Genomic DNA, 803 nt, shown 5'->3' on the forward strand with positions numbered 1-803 from the left:
CTGCTGGACTTCTCCACCTGTACCGAGTGCGGGCGGTGCCAGTCGCAGTGCCCGGCGTGGAACACCGGCAAGCCGCTGTCCCCGAAGCTGCTGATCATGTCGCTGCGCGACCACGCCCACGCCAAGGCCCCCTACCTGCTGGCCGGCGAGAACAAGGACACCGTCCCCGCCACCGCCGTGACCGAGGCCGGACGCCCGCTGATCGGCACCGCCGACGAGCACGGCGTGATCGACCCCGACGTACTGTGGTCATGCACCACCTGCGGCGCCTGCGTCGAGCAGTGCCCGGTCGACATCGAGCACATCGACCACATCGTGGACATGCGCCGCTACCAGGTCATGATCGAGTCCGCGTTCCCCTCCGAGGCCGGCACCATGCTCAAGAACCTCGAACGCAAGGGCAACCCCTGGGGCCTGGCCAAGAAGAAGCGCCTGGAATGGACCACCGAGGTCGACTTCCCCGTCCCCGTCGTCGGCAAGGACATCGACGACCTCACCCAGGTCGACTACCTGTACTGGGTCGGCTGCGCCGGAGCCCTGGAAGACCGCGCCAAGAAGACCACCAAAGCCTTCGCCGAACTCCTCCACATCGCCGGAGTCCGCTTCGCCATCATGGGCGGCGACGAATCCTGCACCGGCGACTCCGCCCGCCGCCTGGGCAACGAGTTCCTCTTCCAGCAACTCGGACAGCAGAACGTCGACATGCTCAACACCGCCTTCGACGAAGCCCCCACCAAGCGCATCGTGGCCACCTGCCCCCACTGCTTCAACACCCTGGCCAACGAATACCCCCAGCTCGGCGG

General features: G+C 67.0%; 1 protein-coding gene. It reads left to right on the plus strand.

Translation table 11 applies throughout. The features are described from left to right. On the plus strand, positions 1–803 hold an 803-nt coding region (locus ACSNOC_RS27825), incomplete at both ends, for a (Fe-S)-binding protein (RefSeq protein ID WP_436750343.1).

Origin of the sequence: Streptomyces sp. URMC 129 (assembly GCF_051386415.1) — a bacterium.
GTDB lineage: Bacteria > Actinomycetota > Actinomycetes > Streptomycetales > Streptomycetaceae > Streptomyces.